This is a genomic window from Vibrio sp. V01_P9A10T6, assembly GCF_963877065.1.
GTDB classification, from domain to species: Bacteria; Pseudomonadota; Gammaproteobacteria; order Enterobacterales; family Vibrionaceae; genus Vibrio; species Vibrio anguillarum.
Genome location: NZ_CAWNTB010000042.1, coordinates 1 through 7,699, shown reverse-complemented (window position 1 = coordinate 7,699; position 7,699 = coordinate 1). Strand labels below are relative to the sequence as shown.

Annotated in this window: 6 protein-coding genes and 2 pseudogenes; 5 read left to right on the top strand and 3 right to left on the bottom strand. The window is 43.4% G+C overall.

Translation table 11 applies throughout. The features are described 5' to 3' along the window. Nucleotides 1-355, bottom strand: a pseudogene (locus tag AACQ21_RS02520) (energy transducer TonB); the annotation flags it as partial. A 301-nt stretch (nt 356-656) separates the two neighbouring features. Here AACQ21_RS02520 and hutX point away from each other — a divergent pair. Continuing rightward, the gene (gene hutX, locus AACQ21_RS02515) at nt 657-1,166 is read left to right on the top strand and encodes a heme utilization cystosolic carrier protein HutX (protein WP_047691815.1); all 510 of its coding nucleotides are present in this window, start codon (nt 657-659) and stop codon (nt 1,164-1,166) included. A 54-nt stretch (nt 1,167-1,220) separates the two neighbouring features. Further along, on the top strand, nt 1,221-1,751 hold the full coding sequence (hutZ, locus tag AACQ21_RS02510) for a heme utilization protein HutZ (RefSeq protein ID WP_017044790.1): 531 nt from the start codon (nt 1,221-1,223) through the stop codon (nt 1,749-1,751). Between the two features lie 111 nt (nt 1,752-1,862). On the opposite strand, the gene AACQ21_RS02505 is transcribed toward hutZ, so the two are convergent. Next, nucleotides 1,863-4,013: a TonB-dependent hemoglobin/transferrin/lactoferrin family receptor gene (locus tag AACQ21_RS02505; RefSeq protein ID WP_105976850.1), complete on the bottom strand. Its 2,151-nt coding sequence runs from the start codon at nt 4,011-4,013 to the stop codon at nt 1,863-1,865. Nucleotides 4,014-4,225: 212 nt separating this feature from the next. Beyond that, nucleotides 4,226-5,122: an ROK family protein gene (locus AACQ21_RS02500; protein ID WP_105976849.1), complete on the bottom strand. Its 897-nt coding sequence runs from the start codon at nt 5,120-5,122 to the stop codon at nt 4,226-4,228. A gap of 223 nt (nt 5,123-5,345) precedes the next feature. On the opposite strand from AACQ21_RS02500, the gene AACQ21_RS02495 reads away from it, so the two are divergent. The 3 genes and pseudogenes from AACQ21_RS02495 to AACQ21_RS02485 form a co-directional block, all read left to right on the top strand. Beyond that, nucleotides 5,346-5,993, top strand: coding sequence for a GTP cyclohydrolase II (locus AACQ21_RS02495; protein ID WP_013856740.1), 648 nt, complete (start codon nt 5,346-5,348; stop codon nt 5,991-5,993). 164 nt (nt 5,994-6,157) lie between these two features. Further along, on the top strand, nt 6,158-7,420 hold the full coding sequence (locus tag AACQ21_RS02490; protein WP_105976848.1) for an imelysin family protein: 1,263 nt from the start codon (nt 6,158-6,160) through the stop codon (nt 7,418-7,420). Nucleotides 7,421-7,498: 78 nt separating this feature from the next. Beyond that, nucleotides 7,499-7,699, top strand: a pseudogene (locus AACQ21_RS02485) (di-heme oxidoredictase family protein); the annotation flags it as partial.

The window sequence follows — 7,699 nt, the reverse complement described above, 5'->3', positions numbered from 1 at the left end:
CTACAGAGGATGTCACAGCTTCCTTTACAGGAGTTTGCACTTGTGCTGATTTTGTCGGTATTTTAGGAGCCGGTTTGTCTTTTACCGGTTTTGACAGGCTCTTTTTCTGCACCACTTTTTGCGGCTCTTTTTTTGCTGGTTTGGGCTTGTTGGCTCTCTTTTCTGGAGGTGGGGTTTTTGTTGCTTGCTCTTGTACTACCTGAGCTTGAGGTTGAGCCACAAAGTTAATCGACACTGAGGTGGATTGATTTCCCGCAGGCATGGCAAACACTTTTGATTCGTCATCAACAAACAAGATCGCCGCGTGAATCGCGAGAGATAGACTGCCAGCGACAAGATATCTAGTGAAATTCACGTGGTACTCCATATAAAAACAAAGCGTTCAGAGAGAGGATTATTACCTATCATTCAAATAAGATCAATTATCAATTGCATTATCATTTACATCAAATTATGATTTTATGAATTTGAAAAGATGAGTTAGAAACGCCTTGTTAGCACAGGGTTTTCTATCAACCACAATTAATCATAAACAATCTGAATTAATTCACCTTTGCCATAACTTTACTTACTGGATCGGGTTTTTAGTGGCGATTAATGTGATGTACTGAGCCAGCGTAAGGCGATTTAAAGCGAAGAACGAACTGGAAATGAATATGGATTTACTTGAACAGAAAGTGGCCTCTTTATTAGAGCAACAACCGACCTTATTGCCGGCAGCGATGGCGCAAGAGTTGAATGTGACTGAATTTGAAGTGGTGCAGGCATTGCCTAAAGAGATGGTTGCGATTGTTGATGGTGCTCAAGCTCAATCGCTGTTGGAATCGTTAGCGGATTGGGGAATGGTCACAACGATTGTCCACTCTTTTGGCTCTATATTTGAAGTGAAAGCACCTTTTCCAAAAGGGAAGTTGGCTCGTGGCTATTATAACTTGATGGGTAAAGAGGGCGAGTTACACGGCCACTTAAAATTGGAATCCATCCAGCACGTTGCTTTAGTCAGCAAGCCTTTTATGGGACGTGAAAGTCATTACTTTGGTTTCTTTAGTGAGCAAGGCGATAACATTTTTAAAATTTATCTAGGCCGAGATGAAAAGCGCGAACTGATTGCAGAGCAAGTTGCACGTTTTAGAGCATTACAACAAGACGTTCATTCCAACCAATAATATTGATATAACGATAAGCCCTGAACGCAGTGCGAAAGGGTCGAGGAGAAAGTCATGGATCAGCAGATCAAACAAGAGCGATTACAAGGACGATTGGAACCTGAAATCCAAGAGTTTCGTCAAGAACGTCGTACATTGCAATTGGCTACAGTGGACGCGGAAGGCCGTCCGAATGTGAGTTACGCGCCATTTGTACAAAACCAAGAAGGTTACTTTGTGCTGATTTCGCACATCGCTCGTCATGCGCGTAACTTGGAGGTGAACCCGCACGTCTCCTTGATGATGATTGCAGACGAAGGCTCATCAAAACAGATTTTTGCGCGTCAACGGCTGACGTTTGACGCCGTTGCGAGTGTCGTACCACGTGAAACGGCATTATGGCAGCAAGTCATTGGTCAAATGCAAGCTCGTTTTGGCGAGATCATTGACGGCTTAAGCCAGCTGCAAGACTTTGCTTTATTCCAGTTGAAAGTAGAAAAAGGTCTTTATGTGAAAGGCTTTGGCCAGGCGTATCAAGTGTCTGGTGATGACATGGTTGATTTTGTGCACCTTGATGAAGGGCATAAGAAAATTTCCAACGCGTAATCTTAATCGCTCAAGATACATTGGACATTGTAAGAAAAGGCTAGTTATCTAGCCTTTTTTATTAACAACAAAGCCAGCATAACGCTGGCTTTGTGAATAATGGTTTAATCGCTAAAACTCATATTTAGCGGTAATAGCATAGTTACGCTCAGCTTGAGAGTAGTCGTTATCTAAGTTTGTTTTACCGCGGATATCATTCCAACGGTAGTACTCTTTGTCGGTTAAGTTAAATATGCCCGCAGTAATAGTGACATCTTGCATTGGTTTAAAGTAAGCGGTGATATCGACAATGGTCGCACTCGGCAGTTCAACTTGGTTTTCTGTACCGCTATTAAGTTGGTCACGGTTGATATTACCGGCTGACTTCGCAGCAGTATAATTCAACTTCAGGCTAGTACCCCAAGTGGTACTTTCATCATCATAATTTAGTGCTGCGACAACATTCCATGGGTTTACGCTGTTCAATGGACGTCCGTTACCATCTTCACCTTTGCTATAACTTGCCGCTAGGCGTGTTGACATACCATTCGGCGCTCCAATTAATTGATCCAATTTTAATTGATTTGATAATTCAATCCCTTTGATCGTCGCTTCACTTAAGTTGACATAGGAGTAGTGGGTTATTCCGTTCACTTTCTTAGTTGTAACTCGTTCAATGAAATCATCATAGTCGCTATAAAATGCAGAAATTTCAGTTGCCGAGACGTTTGTATTGTGACGATAACCCAATTCATAGGCCAAGCTTGTTTCTGACTTAAGGTATGGGTTTGGATCGTTCACATAACGGTGAGCAATGTTGTCATACGTGTAGTACAGCTCAGTAAAGTTAGGGGCACGGAAGCCTTGGCTGACTTGAGCAAATACTGAATGTTGATTATTGATACGGTACAGTGCGCCAAGACGGCTGGTGAGTGCTGAATCGTCAAATTTAACGAGAGGTTCTGTGGTGCTACCACCGGGATCGGTGCTAAATGAATCATAACGAAGGCCTGGTGTGACAATCAAATTACCGCTCAAAAGGGTGATCTCATCTTGAACAAAGAGGCCGATTTTTTGGTCTGCAGCATCCGGTGTATAAACCAAAACTTGATTTGGCGTTGCAGGATCCGAGTTGAGTTCTGTATTGGTATTTGAAATATCGCTACTAGCAAAACTTAAACCATAAATAAAGTTATGTTCGGTTTGACCTAAGGTAACTAACTTATCCAGTTGCGTTTCTAATTCAATTTTATCTTCATTATAGAAGTAATCTTTGGTTTGTTGGTTGTCCGCATTGGCTGGAGTGTAAGGAGGCCTTCCTGACGATGCTGGCTGAAAACGGTGCGTTAAGCCGTTATCTTCTTTGCTTTGCCAAGATGCTCGGCTAGTGATGGTGTCTGCGATGGCAGAGTCAGCTAGCCAAATGTGTTTGATGCCAAGGCGATACTGTTTCGTTGTATCTTGACCATGATAGTTTTTGTAACTGGAATGAGCGATATCAGAATCTGTTTTGTTATGCAGTGCTTCACCAAAGAACTCCAAGCGGTGAGCATCGCTCAGTTGATATTGGAGCTTAAGTAGCAAGTCATTTTTTGCACTATCTTGACTCTCTATCGAATAATCTTCTTTACGATCTGCAAAATTTTGTTGCTCTTGTCCATCACGGCGAGTATAGGCGACCAAGGTCTCTAAATTGCCACTTCTATTTGCAATGGCAATATGTTCACTGAAAGATTTATCTTCTGAAGAGTAGGAAAGCTTTGCTTGTCCACCTGTGGTTGCGTCTCCTTTTAGGAAATCACGAGGATCTTTGGTGTCAAAAGCGACGACACCACCAATGGCATCACTGCCGTGAAGGCTTGACGCCGCACCTTTGATGACTTCAACACTCTTTACCATATCGGGATCGATACTGATAGCGCTCGAATTGACAAAAGAGTAAGGACCTCCGTCGAATGCTTGGCCTTGTGTGACTCCATCAACCATGATTTTGATTCGATTACCTTCTACGCCGCGAATATTGATGGTCTGTACACCTTGGCGAGATGAGCTATTGGTTGAAACTCCAGGGGTATATTCAAGGATAGCTGCGACATCTTTTGCCATATTGGCTTCAATGTCTTTGCTCGAAATGACAGCAACAGAAGCGGCGGTATTTTCGATGGTTTGAGAAGTTCGCGTTGCCGAAACAACAACCTCATCGAATCGAGAAACTTCTTCTGCGAGAGCAGCAGGGGAAAGCGCTAGCAATATGGAGGCTGATAGTAGTGTTTTAGTGTACATCTGAGTTATTACCTTATTCATCAATAACAGATTCAAGCTGTGCGCAATGATATTGGATCTAAATGGTAATTACTATCATTTGTATTTGTGTGTTGATGTGAAATATAAACAGAATTAGGAGTGTATGTTTTAAATATCAGTCATTTAATATGTAAAACACTTGCTTTACTTAATTTTTCGATGACTAAAGTTGTGACTTTAATCACTTTCTGCTAGTTCAAACCTAGCCAAGCTGCACCACGGATGCCGCTGCTGTCACCATATTTTGCTTGGGTAAACACAATCTGTGCACTATCAGAAAAAACGTAGTTCGCTGTTGCCCGCGGTAGATCAACATACAGCGATGCTACGTTTGATAATCCTCCGCCAAGCACTATCACATCAGGATCCAACACATTGACGATGCAAGCAAAGCTGCGCGCCATTTGATCAATCAATTGTTGATAAAGCTTTGTTGCTTGTGGGTCTTGCTGCTGGTAGCGAGTGATTATTTCGGCTGCATTCCACTCTTGTTGACCAATCAACTGAGCACTCTTTGTTAAGCCAGAACCGGAGATAAAGAGTTCAATGCAGTTATCGCGTCCGCAATAACAGTGGCGATTAGTCCCATCACGTTCATTGGTAAAACTTGGCAGCGGATTGTGCCCCCACTCACCGCATACGGCGTTCGCACCGACCAATACCTGCTTGTTGATTACAATACCGCCGCCGCAACCTGTGCCCAAAATCGCGCCAAAGACTACGTTGCCATCTTTGGCGGCACCATCGACCGCTTCAGACAGCGCAAAGCAATTGGCATCATTGGCAATCACAACGTTGCGCTGCAGGCGAGCGCATAGATCGGCTTTTAAATCTCGACCATTTAAAAAAGTGCAATTGGCATTTTTGATAAGCCCTGTCGCTGGGCTGATGGCTCCGGGAAGTCCAATCCCGATTTGGCAGTGAGTTTGCGTTTCGCTTTCGGCCATTGCAACCAGTTGACATAAGGTGCTTAGAAAAAGCTCGTACTCATGTGGGGTAGGGGTTCGGTGTTTAAAGAGGGGGTTTCCTGATTTATCCAGTACGCAAATTTCAATTTTGGTGCCGCCAATGTCGAAACCTATCAGCATGATTTTTCCTTATTTTGGATGTTGAGTGTGAGTCCTGACTATGGAATATAGTCTAATAATCAACGTGTTTTGTCTTTGAACTGAACAAGATAACGTGAAGTGGTGAGATTTTTTCTTTTGATTGCTGAAAATTGTTATATTATAACATTTCTCAGCAAGTGATCTTTTTATTGAAAAGGGGAGTATCTATCCCCATAGTTAGGTCATCAATGGGTCAATTCGAATGCAAATCAATTCAGCATTGCAACAAGCAATTATTCAAGTGAGTGTAGATATGGCGGAAGTACGAGCCAGAGTGGATTTCAAAGTCGGTCTAAAAAGCAATATTGACGCCGAAATACTCTCTTTTAGAGGACTGAAAACAGACAAAGAACATGTTGCGGTCATTTTTAAATCCGCTGATGTTACTCAGGAAACTCCTTTAGTCCGTATGCATTCAGAGTGTTTAACGGGCGATGTTTTTCACTCATCACGCTGTGATTGTGGTGAACAATTAGAAGAAACCATTAATAAAATGGGCGAAGTTGGCGGCATTATCCTCTATTTGCGTCAAGAAGGTCGAGGCATTGGTCTGTACAACAAAATTGATGCCTATCGCTTACAAAGTGCGGGGATGAATACCTATGAAGCCAACAATCATCTTGGCTTTGGTGACGACTTGCGTGATTTCACTGAAGCGGCGCAGATGTTGAAAGCGTTAAATGTGACCAAGATTCGCTTAGTCACTAATAACCCTAAAAAAAGTCGTGAGCTGAAGGAGCATGGTATTGAAATTGTAGAGGTCGTGAATACCGCGGCACATATTAAGTCGGGTAATGAAAATTACCTCAAGGCCAAAGTTTCCCATGGCAAACACAACTTAAAACTATAATTCAGACTTATAGATGACAGCCAAAAACCTCATTTCGGTGAGGTTTTTGGCGTTTTTACCTTGCAAAAAAATGGATAATTTGTATTATCGGCGACTAAGTGCAAATGATAATAATTAGCACTACTATAAGATAACGCTCAAATCGCCTCAACAAGGATGCTCCCATGAAAGTTAACACGCTTCTTATTCAGTCAATTGCTGCCTCACTTGCCATCGCAAGTAGTGCGTCATTTGCGGCTACCGTCACTAAGGAGCAGGTGGTCGAACATTATGCCAATATTGCCCATGCCGTGTTTGCTGATTCGCTGACGACCGCTCAATCATTAGAAAAATCAATCGATCAGTTCTTGATGACTCCCTCGGCGGCTAAGTTGGAAGAGGTGAAACAAGCGTGGTTAGCATCGCGAGTGCCTTACCAGCAGTCCGAAGTCTTCCGTTTTGGCAATGCCGTTGTTGACGATTGGGAAGGGCAACTCAATGCTTGGCCTCTTGATGAAGGGCTGATTGACTACGTCGCTACTGATTACCAATATGAACTGGGCAATGAAGGCGCCAGCGCTAACATCATTGCCAACCAAACGTTGAAAATTGGTGCGACAACGATTGATGTCTCCACTATCACACCAGAGCTGATTGCCAGCTTAAACGAAATTGGTGGCTCTGAAGCTAACGTCGCTTCAGGTTATCATGCCATTGAGTTCCTACTGTGGGGCCAAGATTTAAATGGCACCAATGCGGGAGCCGGTGCTCGTGCTTACACGGATTTTGTCGTGGGTAGCGAATGCACCAATAGCCATTGTGATCGCCGTGCTCAATACTTAAAAGCGGCTGCTCAACTGCTCGTGCAAGATTTGGCATGGATGGAAAAACAGTGGTCTGCGGATGAAAAAGCCAATTACCGTCATGAATTGCTTGCGGAATCAGCAGACAATGGTTTGCGTAAGATGCTATTTGGTATGGGGTCTTTATCACTGGGCGAATTAGCGGGCGAGCGTATGAAAGTGGCGCTAGAAGCAAACTCAACTGAAGATGAGCACGATTGTTTCTCGGATAATACCCATAACTCTCATTACTATAATGAACAAGGTATTTACAACCTTTATACGGGTTCTTACCAGCGTCAAGACGGAAAGGTACTAACAGGCCCAAGCCTGAATGATTTAGTGGCACAAAAGGATGCACAAGCAGCCAAAGAGATTCAAAAGCAGTTTGACAGTGCGCGCGCTGAAGTCGGTAAATTAGTCACGTCGGCTGAAAAAGATAATCAGCATTTCGATCAATTGATCGCGGCTAACAATCCTCAAGGCAACGCGATAGTCAATGGAGCCATTATGGCTTTAGTGGCTCAAACCGCTTCGATAGAACGTACCGCTTCAGTGATTGGGATTGATAACCTTAATCCAGATACTGCAGACCACGAATTCTAATAATAAGATGAAAAATCCAAGGGCTCAGATGAGCCCTTTTCCACGTTTACACTGAATAAAAATATTGAGAAAAGCCCAATGAGATCGTTTTTTACCGTCGCGCTCCTAACCTTGTTTGCCAACCCCGTTTATGCCGATGAGGTGAAATCGGGTGGCAAAACCAGTACAACCAAAGCTGGGCCGAATGCTTACTCGCTTCCTGCGGCCAATTTGCCGATGAGCAAACGGCTCGATTTTAGCGTGGGAAACAGTTTCTTTCGTAACCCTTGGGTGCCAGCG